The sequence below is a fragment of the Actinosynnema sp. NPDC037264 genome, from assembly GCF_055603705.1.
This window is the reverse complement of record NZ_JBVJVK010000008.1, coordinates 117,198-131,250: the sequence shown is the minus strand read 5'-3', so window position 1 is coordinate 131,250 and position 14,053 is coordinate 117,198. Positions and strand designations below refer to the sequence as shown.

Here is a 14,053-nt window from a genome sequence, read left to right as displayed (position 1 = left end):
CGCGCCACTCGGATCAACGCGAGTCCGGGCCCGACTCGGGACCGAGGTAGATCTCGCTGCCGTCCGAACGCCGAGCTCTGGTGTACCCGCCGGTCGGCGCGAATCACGAAACGCATGTCCGCCTCACAGATTGTCGCTGAAGTGCTCGTGCACGCCGCCGACCGTCAAGGCGCTTCGGGCACGCTACCGGTCATCACGGGTCCCGCCGGTAGGCACGTCCGAGGTGAGCCCCACACGTCACCGCCACCACCGCGGCGGACTCGACGCCGGGCCGCGCCGTACCATCGGAGGCGTGCGGAACTCGATCACCGAGGTGGCCGGTGTGCTGGTCGGGCACGCCACGCGGATCGGTGACGGCGCGTTGACCGGCTCCACGGCCGTGCTGTTCCCACCCGGCACGCTGTCCACTGTGGACGTTCGCGGTGGTGCGCCGGCGACCCGGGACACCGCCGCGCTCGACCCCCGCCACGGCGGCCGGGAGGTGCGCGGCGTGCTGTTGACCGGCGGGAGCGCGTACGGGCTCGCGGCGGCCGACGGCGCGGCCCGCGAGCTGGGGTCGTTCGTGCCCGCCGCCGCGCTGTTCGACCTCGGCCGCGGCGGTGACTTCCACGCCCGGCCGGGGCCCGCCGAGGGCGCGGAGGCCGTGCGGGACGCGGGCGTGGAGTTCGCCCAGGGCAACGTCGGCGCGGGCACGGGCGCGCTCAACGCCACGATGAGAGGCGGCCTGGGCACGGCGAGCGCCACGCTGCCCGGCGGCGTGGTCGTGGGCGCGGTGGCCGTCCTCAACGCGGTGGGCCCGTCGGTCGACCTCGACACCGGCCTGCCGTTCGCCGCGCACCTCGGCCTGCCCGGCGAGTTCCCCGCCTACCAGGGCGACGACCTCGACGCGGCCCGGACCACCGGGCACCCCCCGCCGTTCAACACCGTCATCGGCGTGATCGCCACGAACGCCCGCCTGCCGCACCTGTTCGCCCTGGCCAACGCCGCGCAGGACGGGCTCGCGACCGCCGTCCGCCCGGCGCACGGCCTCACCGACGGCGACACGGTCTTCGCCGCCACGACCGGGACCCACGACGCGGCCGACCCCCACGAGGTGCTCGCCGCCGCACGGCGGGTGTTCGCCCGCGCGCTGGTCCACGGCCTGCTCCGAGCCGAGTCCGCCACCACCTCCTGGGGCCGGCTCGCGGCCTACCGCGAGCTGTACCCGCGCACCGCAGCCGAGTACCGGGGGAACTGACCATGCACGCGATGCACTACGAGATCACCCTGCCCGCCGACTACGACATGGACGTCATCCGCACCCGGGTCGCCACCAAGGGCTCCGCGCTGGACGCCTTCCCCGGCCTGGGCCTCAAGGCCTACTGCGTGCGGGAACGCGGTGTCGACGGCTCGCCGGTCAACCAGTACGCGCCGTTCTACCTGTGGCGCACCGCCGAGGGCATGAACAGCTTCCTGTGGGGACCGGGTTTCCGGGGCCTGAGCGCCGACTTCGGCCGCCCCGACGTGCAGCACTGGACGGGCCTCGCCTTCGCCCGCGGCGCCGCCGGGACGCCCGCCGCGGCCACCAAGCGCACCTGGCGGCTGCCCGCCGACGCCGACGCGGCCGAGGCCGTCGACCAGGCGCTCGACCGGCTCGACGGGCTCAAGGACCACCCCGACCTGCACAGCACCGCGCTGGCGATCGACACCCGGAACTGGGAGCTGGTGCACTTCAGCCTCTGGCGCACGGCACCCGACACCGACGGCGAGGTGCGCTTCCGGGTGCTGCACCTGTCCCGGCCCGAGCTGGAGGACCTCAGCGCGGGCCGCCACTGGTAGGCCGCGACCGGCCCGTCCCGGGGTTGCGGGCGCGGTCGCCGTAGGGCACGGCGACGTAGCCGACGAGGTCGAGCACGCCGCCGCTGGTGCGGTCCAGCTCGCGGGCGAAGGCGAGGATGTCGGGGTCGGCGCGGTCCATCAGCCACGCCAGCAGCACGACCACGACGTCGGCGAGCAGACCGACCTGGAACGGCATGTCCTCCCGCCGGCCCGCGGTCACCGCGCTGGCGAAGTCGGTCATGCCGCGTTCGGTCAGCTCCAGCGGACCGGTCTCGATCGCCCGCTTCATCGAGTCGACCACCAGCGGCACGACCGACGCCCACACCTCGCGCGGCGCGACCTCGCAGATCAGGCCGCCGCTCAGGGCCGCGGTCCACAGCGCCTCCGGGTCGCCCGCCCGGACGGCGCCGACGGCCAGGTGCGGCAGCAGTTCCGCGCCGCGCTCCCACGCGCCGGTCGCGACGAGCTTCTCCACCGCGTGCCGGTAGTGCTCCAACGCCTTGCCGTGCTCGCCGCGCGCGGTCAGCACGCCGCCCAGGTCGTCGTGGAACGACGCCACCTCGGCCGCCGCGCCGACCTGCTCGGCCCGGGCCAGGCCGACGGCGGCGTAGTGCTGCGCGGTCTCCAGGTCGCCCCGGTCGCGGTGGCACGCGCCGAGCCGGCGCAGCGCGGCCAGCTCCCGCCGGTCGTCGCCCAGGTCCCGGAACAGCTCCACGGCGCGCGACCCGGCCTCGATCGCCTCGGCGAGGTCGCCGCGGTCGCGGCGCCGGTCGCACTCGGCGAGCGTGAACTCGGCCTCCCGGACGCGGTCGCCCAGCTCCCCGGCCAGGTCGCGGCCCTCGACGGCGTACCGGAGGGCGGTCTCGGGATCGGCGTCGCCGAGCTCGTCGAGCACGGTGATCGACTCGAGCCGCCCGGGCCCGTCCTCCCGCACCCGGTGCTCCTCGTACGCCAGCCGCGCCGCCTGTCCGGCTTCGTCGGTTCTGCCTTCGCGCATCAGCAGCCTCGCCATTCGCAGCAGGACGTCCGCTCGGTCGCGGCACGCGTCGCCCAGGCCCACACACCGTTCGAAGTCCGCGAGCGCGGCCCCGTATTCCCCGCGCCGCTCGGAGCGGGCGCCGGTGAGCTCGAACCTGGTCGCCCAGAGGGCTTCGAGCTCGTCCTCGGGCAGGTCGAGCCCGGTCAGCAGGGCGTCGACCCGGTCGACGAGGACGGCGGCCCGCTCCTCGTCGTCCTCCAGCCCCAGCTCGGCCAGCAGCACGTCGGCGTAGGCCGGGGTGTCGGTCGCGTCGCCGGTGTCGGCGACCTCGCGCAACGCCGTGAGCTCCCGGCGCAGCACGGGTGCGAGCGGGCCGGCCCGGTCGCGCGCGGCGGCGGCCAGCAGCTCGCACCCCGTCAACGCGGCCTCGGCGGCGGTGGTGGACCGGTCGCGCCACTCGTCCAACCGGCCGTTGACCGTGCCGACGTACAGGTAGGACCGCTCGATGCCGCCCGGCGTGCCGGTGTTGACGATGGCCCGCGCGGCCGGCGTCTCCTCGGCGGTGAGCCGCCGCACGACGGTGCGGGCGAACCCGGCGGCGAGGTTCGGCGGGATGGTCCACAGGGTGCCGATGTAGCCGCGGGCGCCGGCGCGGACGAACTCGCGGCCCAGCCCCGTCCACGACCGGCACGAGTTGTTGAACACGATCGGCCGGTGCCGCAGCGCCACCGGGATGTCGTCGTCCGGCAGCGCCTGCCCGCCCAGCGCGATCGCGTCGTCGGCGTCGTGGCAGTTGAAGAACACCAGCTCGACCGGCAGGTCCACGACCAGGTCGCGCAGCACGTCCGGCGAGGCGTCCTGCTCGGAAAGCACGATGGGGTGGGTGTGGTGCCGGAGAGCAGTCCCCGGCGCCGCGGTCCGGTGTTCGGCTCCGCCGGGGGTGAACGCACCGGCGTCGACCACGACGCTGAACGCGCCGGGCTGGCGCGCCACGCCCGCGCGGTGCAGCTCGGTGAGCACGACCAGCGCCGGGTCGGCCACCACGTGCCCGATCGGCTTGCGCGCCCAGTTCACGTCCTCGGTGTGCACGAACGAGTAGGGCAGCCCGGCGGTGAACGCGGTCAGCGCCCGGTCGCCCACCTCCGCGACCGCCTCGGCGGGCACCTGCGCGGTGACCGCGGCCTCGACCGCCGCGTACGGGTCGTGCCCGCCGCTGGACAGGTACCGCCACAGCGCCTCGACGAAGCCGATGCCCTTGACCGCGTCGCCGATCGCGCCCGCGGCCGCGGTGACCCGCTCCTGCTCCTCGGCCACCACCGCGCCCACCAGGGCCAGGTCGGGCTCGGGCACGATCACCAGCCGGGCGCCGCGGTGGTGCGCGTAGACGGCGGCCATCAGGCCGTCGGCCTCGCCGGCGCGGTCGATCAGCACGGCCTCGTCGGCGTCGTCCGGGTTGTGCTCGGCGAACGGCACGGGCGGCGCGTCCTCGTCCACGCGCAGCGCCGCGCCCGTGCGCAGGGCGGTGAACAGGGCGGCGACGAAGTCGGCGTCCGGCGCCACGTCGAGCGTGCGTTCGGGCTCGCCGCCGCCGCGCAGCAGCTCCCAGGCCTTCGCGGTCAGCCCGACGGGCTCCTCGCACGGCAGGTGCAGGCGTTCGGGCAGCGCGCCGAACAGCTCCTCGTCCGGTTCGTCGAGGAACACCGCGCGGCGCACGCCCGTGGCGTCGAGCAGGTGGGCCAGCAGCCGGTCGTGCCGGTGCGACGACGGGTGCCCGGGTCTCAGCGCGACGACGGGCGTGACGCGGTCCGCGGGCAGGCACGACACCACGACCGCGGCCTCCCGCAGCTGGTCCGGGCGGCACACCACGACCGTGTCGCCGACCTCGAACACGGGCTCGCTGGTCACCGTGACGTCCAGGTCGGACTCGCCCGCGGGCAGCCGCACGCACACGCCGCCGTCCACGACCTCGCACGGCTGCGAGCCGGACACCAGCAGCGTCACCGAGTCCGGCAGCGCGAACGACACCCCGTCGGCGGTCTCGGTGACGGGCGCGTCCACGGCGAGCCGCCACCGCGCGGGCGCGGGCAGGTCGAACCGCTGCCGAAGCACCGCGCGCTCGTGCCCGTCCCGGGTCTGCTCGACCAGCAGGTCGCGCGCGCCCGCCTCGGCGGTCAGCTCCTCGGCGGCGTCGACGGGCGGTTTGCGGTGCGCGTCGAGCAGGACGGCACGCAGCAGCCCCGCTTCGAAGCGGAAGCGGATGCCGTGCGGGGCACCGAGGTCCACTGGCTCACGACCCTTGCAAGCGAGGAGGTCCACCGTGTCGGAGGTGGCGGGCAGGAAACTACGCCACCTTCAGGCCCGACCTGTAGCAGATCTGCCGGGTAGTCGCGGTCGTTACACCCCGGGACGTTCGGACCGGGTCGCCGGCGTCCACCGGGCGCGGCGGCGCGCGCCCGCCGCCTGCACCTGGTCGCGGCCGAGCCGCTTCGCCTCGTACAGCGCCGAGTCCGCCGCCGCGAGCAGCCCGGACACGGTGTCCTCGGCGACCTCCGGCCACACCGCGATGCCGATGCTGACCGTGAGGCCCGCCACCACGCCGCCGTCGCCGTCGTCCACGAGGACCCGGTGGACCTCCGCGCGCACCCGCTCGGCGATCGCGGTCGCTTCCTCGTGGTCCACGCCGGGCAGCAGCACGGCGAACTCCTCGCCACCGAAGCGGCCCACCGCGTCGCCCCGCCGGACCGCGCTCTCCAACGCCGCCGCGATGCGCCGCAGCACGAGGTCGCCGGTCTGGTGGCCGTGCGTGTCGTTGATGTCCTTGAAGTGGTCGACGTCGATCATGAACAGGCCGACCCGCGCGCCGGGCGGCTGCTGACGGGTGCGCTGCAGCTCCAGGGTCGCCTGCAGGTGCCAGGCCTCGGCGTTGAGCAGGCCGGTCTTCGTGTCGGTGCGGGCGGCCAGCTCCAGCTGGTGGATGAGCACGGTGCGGTGCAGGGCGACGGCCGCGACGACCATCGGCAGCGCGAACCCGGGCCACCACGCCACGGCGAGGGCGACGAAGCCGCCCAGCGCGAGCTGGCCCGCTTCGAGCAGGTTGTCCGCGCCGCTGCCGAGGGCGTCCTTCACCGAGCGTGGCCGGACGGTCAGCAGGATCACCGCGGCCACCAGGGCGGTGTTGACCAGCCACTGCGCCGCGCCCGCGCCGACCAGGCCGACGAGGTCGAGCGGGCCGTCGGGCCGCCCGGCGCCGAGGTTCGCGCGCAGCCCGGTGACGCCCGCCACGGTGCTCGCGGCGAGCGTGGCCAGCACCATCATCGACGTGGTGAAGACGTTGCGGTGCGGTGGGCGTGAGGCGTCCCAGCGGCCGACGACCCACCAGCGGTGCGCGTACATCAGCACGACGAGCGCGACGGCGAGCGAGGGCGGCAGCACGAGGGCGCCGGCCAGGATCCAGATGCTGCACAGGTCGACGTGCGGCAGGTGGCTGTGGTCGCGGCGGATGCGCTCGATCCAGCGCGAGCAGTGCAGGTGCAGCGCGGCGCAGCCGGCCAGGACGGCGAACGCGGTCCACGAGTCGGCGGACACCGGCCACGCGGTCGTGGCGGCGAGCGCGAGGACGGCGAGCAGATCCACCGACAGCACGTACACCAGGGCCCGCTTGGGCAGGGACCATAGTGACCAGCGTCGATCGCCCGACGACGTCGAACCCGCTCTGCCCATGGTTCCTCACGACTGTCTACCCCGGACCGTCATGGCGTCCGGACGGAGGGTCACAGTAATGGTGACCTGTGTCGATGTCAGCCGCTACCGGGGTGACCAGGACCACTGGAGGTGATCGCGGTGCGCGACAAGATCTGGTGAAGCCCGCCGGTCGTAGCCGTGTCGAGACGGAGGCGAGGTGTCCTCGTGCGCGACAAGATCTGGTGATCACCCCGATGCCGCCGTTCCCGCTGCCCGCCACGTCGAGGGGAGGTGCGCCGCCATGCGCGACAAGATCTGGTGAAGACGGGTTCCCCCGAAGGTGACCGACACCTACCGAGGCCACGCGCGGGCCGCGGCGAGCACTCCGACTCCCGCGGCCGGCGCGCTCACCCGACGCGCGCCCGGACCAGCCACAGGCACGCCGTCGCGACGCCGAGGCCGCTGAGCACGAGCGTCGCCCGCGGGCCCACGGCGTCGCCGAGCAGGCCGCCCACCAGCGCACCGGCGGGCGCGGTGCCCCAGACCGCCGTGCGGATGGTCGCGTTGACGCGCCCGTGCAGGGCGGTGGGCGTGGCCTCGTACCGCACCGGCACCTGGTGCACGTTGTAGACCTGCAGCGCGAACCACATCACCGCCACCGCGCCGATCACCAGCTGGTCCACCGCGACCGCCGCCTGCCCCGCGCCGGTGACCAGGATCGCGACGACCATCGTCCGCCGCCTGCCCCACCACCCGCCCAAGCGGGCCGCGACGAGCGCGCCGACCAGCCCGCCGACCGCGCCCGCGGACAACGTCAGCCCCGCTTGGGCCGCCGACAGGCCCAACGCCGAGACCAGGTGCAGCAGCACCACGACGGTGAAGGCGTTGAACCAGAAGACCTGCGTCGCCGTGCACAGCGTGACCCGCCGCAGCCCCTGGTGGGCGAACACCGCCCGCACCCCGGCCCACATCCCGGCCCGCGCCTGCGGCCGTTCGACCACCCGGACCCACACCAACGTCACCGCCGCGACCAGGAAGCTGACCGCGTCGGCCACCAACGCGCCCGCCGCCGTGACCGCGCCGACCAGCCACCCGCCCAACGCGGGCCCGGCCACCTGCGCCGTCGCCTGCCCCACCTCCACGACACCTTGGGCGCGCGTCAACTCCCCCGCGGGCACCACCATCGGCACCAACGCCAACCCGGCGATGTCCCCGAACACGGCGAACGTCCCCGCCACGGCCGCCACCACGGCCAACAACCCGACCGACAACACCCCGAGCCCGGCCGCCACCGGCACGACCGCCAGGCTCACCGCCTGCCCGACGGCGCACACCCCGGCCACCACCCGCCTCGGCAACCGGTCGACCCACACCCCGGCCGGCAACCCGAACAGGAGGTACGGCAACCGCCCGCACGCGGTCACCACCCCGATCCCCCAAGGCCCCGCGCCCAACGCCAGCGCCGCCACCAACGGCACCGCGACCACCGTCACCTGCGACCCGACGAGGGACACCGACTGCCCCGCCCACAACAACAGGAACGACCGGTTGCGCCACAGCACGGTCAGGCGACCGCCGCGGGCGCCACGCGGGACCACGCGGTGGTGGCGGTGAGGGCCAGGACGGCGCCCGCGACGCCCGCCACGGCGATCGCGGTGGTCGGCGAGCCCGTCGCGGACGCCAGCAGGCCGCCCGCCGCGACGCCGATGCCCTGCGCGGCGACCAGGCCGCTGCGGGCGAAGCCCAACGCCTGGCCGCGCTGCTCGTCCGGCACCAGGCGCACGAACGTCGCGCCGGCCGTCACCTGGTACGCGCTGAACACGCCGCTCACCGCGAGCAACGCCACCGCGCCGACGAGGCCCGGCGCGAACAGGTACCCGACCAGCGGCAACGCGGTGGCGACGGCGAGCAGCCCGAGCGCCCGCACCCGCACCGACGCGGGCAGCAAGCGCAGCAGCACCGTGCCGAGGACCATCCCGGCCGGGTCCGCGGCCAGCAGCAGGCCGACACCCGCCGCACCCGCGCCGACCTCCGCCGAGAACGGCGCGGCCAGCCCTTCCGGCACCACCGTGAACAGCGCCAGCCACCCCAGGCCGACCAGCAGCCGCAGCCGCCGGTCCCGCCACACCAGCGCCGCGCCGGCCCGGATCCGCACGCGCGCGGCGGGCACGGACGCCGGGGCCGGCCGGTGGCGCAGGCCGAACCGCAGCACCAACGCCGACACCGCGAACGTCACCCCGTCGGCGAGCAGCGCGCCGGACGTGCCCAGCCACGCCACCACCAGCCCGCCGCCGACGAACCCCAGCAGCAGCCCCGCCTGGTGGGTGATCAGGTGCACCGACTGCCCGGCCTCGTACTTCCCGCCCAGCACGGACGGCAGCAGCGCGCCCTGCGCGGCGGCGAACGGCGGCTCGGCCAGCTGCGACAGCACCAGCAGCGCCGCCACCACCGGCAGCGGCACGCCCGGCACCGCCATCACGGCCAGCAGCACGGCCCGCACCGCGTCGGCGACCACCATCACGGTCCGCCGCGGGTACCGGTCCGCCAGCCCCGTCAGCAGCACCCCGGACACCAGCGCGGGCAGCATCGTCAACGCGTAGGTCAGCGCCGTCCACGCCGCGGACCCGGTGCGCTGGAACACCAGCACCGACAACGCCACCCTGGCCAGCTGGTCGCCGACGGTCGAGAGCACCGCGGCCGACCACAACACCCGGAACTCCGGCACCGCGAACACCGCGCGGAACCCCGTGCCACCGACCACCCGCTCCCCCGATCCGGCCGCGACCGATGAGTTTCCCGGGCCGGCCCCGTCACAACTTGTGCGGCGTGCGACCGGCACGTCACCGTACAAGCCCGGAGGGTGACCATGAGCGAGGTTGCGCAGATGACCGTCGACTTCACGCGCGAGGCCGAGCGGTGCCGGCACGAGCTGCGGGTGCACTGCTACCGGCTGCTCGGCTCGTTCGACGAGGCGGAGGACCTCGTGCAGGAGACGTTCCTCAAGGCGTGGCGCGCCAGGGACACCTTCGAGGGACGGTCGTCGTTCCGCGCCTGGCTGTACCGGATCGCCACGAACGCGTGCTTCGACGTGATCGACCGCCGTCCCGCGATCGGCGTGACCGACGAGCTGCCGACGGCCGACGTGCCGTGGCTGCAGCCGTTCCCGGACGCACTGCTCGACGCCGAGCCGGACGCGGAGGTGGTCGCGCGGGAGACGATCGAGCTGGCGTTCCTGGCCGCCGTGCAGCACCTGCCGGCCAGGCAGCGGGCGGTGCTGGTGCTGCGGGACGTGCTGGGCTGGCCGGCGAGCGAGACGGCGGCGCTGCTGGAGGACACCGTGCCCGCGGTGAACAGCGCGCTGCAACGCGCCCGCGTCACGATGCGCAAGCACCTGCCGCAACGGCGTGCCGACTGGTCGGGCGAGCCGAACCCGCGGGAGAAGGCGGTGGTCCGCAAGTTCGTCGAGGCCACCGAGCGTTGCGACATGGCGTTGCTGGCCTCGGCGTTGCGCGAGGACGTCACGTGGACGATGCCGCCGCAGCCGGAGTGGCAGTCCGGCCGCGACGCCGTCATGGAGATCTGCGCGTCGGTGATGGTGGGCCCGGAGGCGTTCGGCGAGTGGAAGGTGGTCGAGACCCGGGCCAACCGGCAGCCCGCGCTGGCCAACTACGCCCGCAAGCCCGGCGAGGAGCACTTCCGGCCGGTCGCGCTGGACGTGCTGCGGATCGAGGGCGACGAGGTCGTGGAGATCGTCACGTTCCCGTCGGACCGGTTCGCGCTCTTCGGCCTGCCCACGACGCTGTGAGCTTCGACGTCCGGCTGGTGACCGTGGCGGACGCCTGCCCGTACGACCCGCTCCAGTGGCGGGACGCGCTGGTGATCGTGCTCGGCGGCACGCTCGACCTGGAGGGCGAGCTGTTCGGTGAGGGCTCGGTGCTGGCCTTGGCCGGGCTGCCGCTGCGGGTCCTGCGCGGGCACGGCGGGCGGCCCGCCGTGCTCGCCGCGGTGACCCGGTCAGCTCCCCGCGAACACGCCGCGGGCGAGGGCGACGAGCCCGGGCGGCGCCGTCTCGGGGGAACCGGCCTCGTAGGGCGGCTGGGGGTCGTACTCGATGACCAGCTGGGTGAACCGGGCCCGCTCGTCACCCCAGATCCGGCCGACGAGGGTGAGCGCCAGGTCGATCCCGGCGGACACACCGGCGCCGGTGACGACGGACCCGTCGACGACCACCCGCTCGGTGCTGACCACCGCGCCGCGGGCGGCCAGCTCGTCGCGCAACGCCCAGTGCGTGGTCGCCGGACGGCCGTCGAGGATGCCCGCCTGCGCCAGCAACGTCGACCCGCTGCACACCGACGTGGTCCAGGTCGCGGTCGGGTGCGCCACCCGCAGCCACCGCGCGACCACCCCTTCCGCCAGCACCTCCGCCCAGCCACCGCCGCCGGGCACCACGATCACGTCGGCGCGGTCCAGCTCGGCGAACGTCGTCGTCGGCACGATCGTCAGCCCGGCGTCGGTGACCACCGGGTCGAGCGAGGCGGCGACGAAGTGCGCGGTCACCTCCGGCTGGTGGCCGAGCACCTCGTACGGCCCCACCAGGTCCAGCGCGGTCATCCGCGGGTAGAGCACGAAAGCCACGTCCATCTTGGTCCCCCTTGTCGTCATGCCGCACCGGTGGTGCGGAACCTGTCGCGGTAACCGCCCGGCGTCACGCCGAGCACCCGCAGGAATGCCCGGCGCAACGTCTCCGCCGAGCCGAAACCCGTGCGCCTGGCGACGACGTCCAGCCCTTCGTCGCCGGACTCCAGCAGCCCGGCCGCCGCCTCGACCCGGACCCGTTCGACGTACCGGGCGGGTGACACGCCGACCCGGCGCGGGAACACGCGGGCGAAGTGCCGCGCGCTCATCGCGGCGTGCCGCGCCATGCCCTCGACCGTCCAGCCGGCTGCCGGGTCGTCGGCGATCGCGTCCAGCACGGCCCGCAGCCCCGGTTCCCGCACCGGCGGCACCCGTGACCGCACGCTGAACTGCGACTGGCCGCCGGGACGTTGCAGGAACACCACCATCCAGCGGGCGACCAGCCGGGCCAGCGCGGCGTCGTGGTCGCGTTCCACCAGCGCCAGCGCGAGGTCGATGCCCGCGGTGACGCCGGCGGAGGTGACCAGCCGCCCGTCCTGCACGTAGATCGCGTCCGGCACCACGTCCACCGACGGGTGGTCGGCCGCGAGCCGGTCGCAGAACGCCCAGTGCGTCGTGGCCCGGGCGCCGTCCAGCAGCCCGGCCGCCGCCAGCACGAACGCGCCCGTGCAGACGCTGCCCACCCGCCGCGCACCGCCCGCGACCCGCCGCAGGTGGTGCAGCAGTTCGGCGTCACGGGCCGCGTCGGCGAACGTGAAGCCGCCGACCACGAGGACCGTGTCCACCCCTCCGGACACGTCCCGCAGGTCCTCGGCCTCCATCCGCAACCCGCCGGTCACCTCGAACCCGCCACCGATCCCGGCCAGCCGCACGCGGTAGCCGCCACGCGCCTGAGGGGCCCGTTGTCGCGGCTCACCGGCAGGCTCCCGGTCCGCCTCGCGCGGCCCGTCGTCGGCACGCAGTCGGTCGATGCCCCACGCCCGGTCGATCCCGCGCGACCGGTCGGACTTGTGCGGCCGGTCGGCCTCGCGCGGCGGGTCGGTCTCGTGCCGCCGGTCGACCTCGCGCGCCCGGTCGGCGCCGCACGCCCGGTTCGCGCCGGCGAACACGTCCGCCGGACCCGCGATGTCGGTCAGCGCCGCACCGTCGTACCCGACCACCAGGACCTCGCGTTCCACGATCCCCACCCTCCCCACCTCCCGGGACGGCGGCAACGACCGGCGACCCTCGATTCCCGCCACGCTACGTTCACCCGCGTGCTGAGGATCGAGATCGAGGGCGAGCCGCCGACCGTCGACCACTTCGTGCCCGGCCTGCTGGCCAACTACGGGCACTTCACCGCCATGCAGGTCCGCGACCGCCGGGTGAAGGGCCTGGACCTGCACCTGCGCCGCCTCGACCAGGCCAACCAAGAGCTGTACGGCACGCCGTTGGACGGCGACCGGGTCCGCGCCCTGATCTCGCACGCGCTGGCCGACGACGTCCGTGACGCGGCCGTCCGGGTCGTCGTGTTCGGCTTGGACGCGCCGACGGTGATGGTCGTGGTGCGCCCGCCTGCCACTCCCCCGCCGACGCCGCAGCGCCTGATGCCGGTCGACTACACGCGCCCGCTGCCGCACATCAAGCACCTCGGCGGCTTCGGCCAACTCCACTACGGGCGGCGCGCCGTCCGGGCCGGCTACGACGACGCGCTGCTCACCGCCGACGGCGTCGTGGTGGAGGGCGCGATCGCCAACATCGCGTTCTTCGACGACGGTGACGACGTGGTGTGGCCGCGGGCGGACTGGCTGCACGGCATCACGATGCAGCTGCTGGAACGGGAGCTGCCGTCGCGGCGCGAGGTGGTGCGGCTGGCCGACGTGGGCCGCTACCGGGGCGCGTTCCTGACCAACTCGATCGGCGTGGTCGCGGTGTCGCGCATCGACGACGTGGAGCTCGCCGTGGACGCCGAGGCGCTCGCCCGCGTCCAGGCCGCCTACGACGCGATCACCGCCGACCCCGTTTGAGTAGATCCACCGATGCCCGCCGCATCCCGGTCACGAGAGCGTGTGCGCATGATCGACTACCGGGTTCCCGTGCAGATCGCCGTGGTGTGGCTCGTCATGGGGCTGTCCGCGGCCTTCGTCGGCTGGCTGGTGCTGGTCGGGTTCTTCCTGCAGAGCGCCGTGCTGGTCGTGATCGGCATGGCCGGCCCGTTCGCCATGGCGTACCTGATCGGCACGTTCACCCCCCGCGGCAGCCCGCTGACGGCCAAGCCGCTGCCCCGGCTCGGCTGGGCGGCGCTGGTGACCGCGTTCGGGCTGGTCGGCGCCGTGTTCTACAACGCCGTGCTGGAGTCGAGCGAACCCTCCGAACCCGCGTCGTGGCTCGCGCTGCCCGCGCTCGGCGTGCCGTTCGCGCTGGTCGCGGCGATGCTGGCGCACGGCCTCGTGGTCCGGCTCGTCGCCGGCGGGGTGACCGTCGCCGCCGTGGCGTTCGGCATCTGGCTGCCCACCACGATGCCCGGCGACGACGCCGCGTCCCGCATCGCGCACGCCGACCTGCCCGGCGGCGTGCTGCTGATCGCCACGCCGGAGGGCTACCAGTTCCCCCGGCTGACCGTCTCCGACGGCCGGGCCACCCTGGACTACAGCCGGTCCGGCGACGGCGGCGAGCTGCACGCGTTCCCCCGGCTCGTGGTGCGGCCCGCCACCGCGGGGACGACGGAGCCGGAGTACCGGCCGGACCAGGTCGACCACGTGTTCGTGCGGCGGATCGGCGAGGTGGAGGCGGTCGCCGTGGTGACGAAGAGGGCCGACGTCGAGGCGGTGCGCGAGTTCGTGCTGTCCGTGCGGCCCGCGACCGACGACGAGGTCAAGCGCCTCCTGCCGGTGGCGCCCGACCGGCGTGACCGCGACGTGCTCCGGCGCTTCGCGAACACGTGGACCCGGCTGTTCTGAG

11 protein-coding genes are annotated in these 14,053 nt (G+C 74.9%); 5 read left to right on the top strand and 6 right to left on the bottom strand.

The genetic code is table 11. The features are described 5' to 3' along the window. The first annotated feature begins 292 nt into the window (after nucleotides 1–292). Nucleotides 293–1,237 carry a P1 family peptidase gene (locus ACZ7GX_RS12710; protein ID WP_498775922.1) on the top strand — a complete coding sequence of 315 codons (945 nt, stop codon included), beginning with the start codon at nucleotides 293–295 and terminating at the stop codon, nucleotides 1,235–1,237. A 2-nt stretch (nucleotides 1,238–1,239) separates the two neighbouring features. Then, nucleotides 1,240–1,818 carry a DUF4865 family protein gene (locus tag ACZ7GX_RS12705; protein WP_498775920.1) on the top strand — a complete coding sequence of 193 codons (579 nt, stop codon included), beginning with the start codon at nucleotides 1,240–1,242 and terminating at the stop codon, nucleotides 1,816–1,818. Here the strand turns inward: ACZ7GX_RS12705 and ACZ7GX_RS12700 are convergent. The 4 genes from ACZ7GX_RS12700 to ACZ7GX_RS12685 form a co-directional block, all read right to left on the bottom strand. Beyond that, on the bottom strand, nucleotides 1,796–5,080 hold the full coding sequence (locus ACZ7GX_RS12700; RefSeq protein WP_498775918.1) for a hypothetical protein: 3,285 nt from the start codon (nucleotides 5,078–5,080) through the stop codon (nucleotides 1,796–1,798). The genes ACZ7GX_RS12705 and ACZ7GX_RS12700 overlap by 23 nt on opposite strands. Before the next feature lie 111 nt (nucleotides 5,081–5,191). Then, nucleotides 5,192–6,517 carry a GGDEF domain-containing protein gene (locus ACZ7GX_RS12695; protein WP_498775914.1) on the bottom strand — a complete coding sequence of 442 codons (1,326 nt, stop codon included), beginning with the start codon at nucleotides 6,515–6,517 and terminating at the stop codon, nucleotides 5,192–5,194. Nucleotides 6,518–6,885: 368 nt separating this feature from the next. Then, entirely contained in the window at nucleotides 6,886–8,076 is a 1,191-nt protein-coding gene (locus ACZ7GX_RS12690; protein ID WP_498775912.1) for an MFS transporter, read from the bottom strand. Continuing rightward, nucleotides 8,043–9,239: an MFS transporter gene (locus ACZ7GX_RS12685; RefSeq protein ID WP_498775910.1), complete on the bottom strand. Its 1,197-nt coding sequence runs from the start codon at nucleotides 9,237–9,239 to the stop codon at nucleotides 8,043–8,045. Before ACZ7GX_RS12685 ends, ACZ7GX_RS12690 begins: the two co-directional genes overlap by 34 nt. A gap of 99 nt (nucleotides 9,240–9,338) precedes the next feature. Here ACZ7GX_RS12685 and ACZ7GX_RS12680 point away from each other — a divergent pair, with 99 nt between their 5' ends. Further along, entirely contained in the window at nucleotides 9,339–10,283 is a 945-nt protein-coding gene (locus tag ACZ7GX_RS12680) for an RNA polymerase subunit sigma-70 (protein WP_498775908.1), read from the top strand. Between the two features lie 209 nt (nucleotides 10,284–10,492). Here the strand turns inward: ACZ7GX_RS12680 and ACZ7GX_RS12675 are convergent, their stop codons facing one another. Further along, a complete protein-coding gene (locus ACZ7GX_RS12675) occupies nucleotides 10,493–11,119 on the bottom strand; it encodes a DJ-1/PfpI family protein (protein WP_498775906.1) in 627 nt (208 codons plus the stop codon). A 17-nt stretch (nucleotides 11,120–11,136) separates the two neighbouring features. Continuing rightward, nucleotides 11,137–12,300, bottom strand: coding sequence for a GlxA family transcriptional regulator (locus tag ACZ7GX_RS12670; protein WP_498775904.1), 1,164 nt, complete (start codon nucleotides 12,298–12,300; stop codon nucleotides 11,137–11,139). Between the two features lie 69 nt (nucleotides 12,301–12,369). Between ACZ7GX_RS12670 and ACZ7GX_RS12665 the strand changes: the two genes are divergently transcribed. Both ACZ7GX_RS12665 and ACZ7GX_RS12660 read left to right on the top strand, forming a co-directional pair. Then, entirely contained in the window at nucleotides 12,370–13,119 is a 750-nt protein-coding gene (locus tag ACZ7GX_RS12665; RefSeq protein WP_498775902.1) for an aminotransferase class IV, read from the top strand. Between the two features lie 48 nt (nucleotides 13,120–13,167). Then, nucleotides 13,168–14,052, top strand: a complete 885-nt coding sequence (locus tag ACZ7GX_RS12660) for a hypothetical protein (protein WP_498775900.1) — start codon at nucleotides 13,168–13,170, stop codon at nucleotides 14,050–14,052. The last annotated feature ends 1 nt before the right edge of the window (nucleotide 14,053 follow it).

What these genes read in the sequence shown, in the direction of transcription:
- ACZ7GX_RS12705 (WP_498775920.1), top strand. Translation starts at nt 1,240, where the DNA reads ATGCACGCGATGCACTACGAGATCACCCTGCCCGCCGACTACGACATG.
- ACZ7GX_RS12695 (WP_498775914.1), bottom strand. Translation starts at nt 6,517, where the DNA reads ATGGGCAGAGCGGGTTCGACGTCGTCGGGCGATCGACGCTGGTCACTA.
- ACZ7GX_RS12675 (WP_498775906.1), bottom strand. Translation starts at nt 11,119, where the DNA reads ATGGACGTGGCTTTCGTGCTCTACCCGCGGATGACCGCGCTGGACCTG.
- ACZ7GX_RS12660 (WP_498775900.1), top strand. Translation starts at nt 13,168, where the DNA reads ATGATCGACTACCGGGTTCCCGTGCAGATCGCCGTGGTGTGGCTCGTC.